The following is a 525-nucleotide window of genomic DNA, read 5'->3' as shown; positions in this document are numbered from 1 at the left end:
TTGGCTGCAGCGGCTACATTTTTATCGAATGTTACACCTGTTTTTTCAGCAAATTCTGATTTTAGAAACACATTTCTTGAGGGTGTTAACAGTGCTGGTGTCTCTTATCCAGAAAACATCATCTCTGTTGCTGGTTTGAATGCTTCTTCTGTTTCAAAAGACAATTATTTAACAGCGCTGAATGTTGCTTTGACACCCAAGGTAAATGCTGCTGATGACTATGCAAATTTTTTAACCAAAACTCTTCTAGGTCCGAGTGATGAGGGCTCTATAATCAATGTTTTGACAGCAAACAGTAATAACCTATCGAAAAAAACGTTAAATGCAGGGGTGCAAGATAAAAAGCCTCTCATTAGTCCACAGTCCTTTGTGGTTGATAGCTCTACAGCCCAACCGTTTGCAGAAAATGATGAGAATGCAACGCTTGTTAATGTTTCTGACCTTTTGCGGGGTGGAAATACGGGAATGCAACGTTCTAAAGACAACAATGTTGTTTTGGGTGATGGGATTGGCGTGGCAGGGAGC

At 40.6% G+C, this 525-nt stretch carries 1 pseudogene; it reads left to right on the top strand.

The annotated features are described in order from the left end of the window. Positions 1-525 (top strand): annotated as a pseudogene (locus ACFIKY_RS09345) (hypothetical protein); the annotation flags it as partial.

Source organism: Bartonella sp. CR127HXZ (assembly GCF_042194555.1).
GTDB lineage: Bacteria > Pseudomonadota > Alphaproteobacteria > Rhizobiales > Rhizobiaceae > Bartonella > Bartonella grahamii.
Note: the sequence above shows the minus strand (reverse complement) of the source record. Positions and strands in the feature narration are given on the sequence as shown.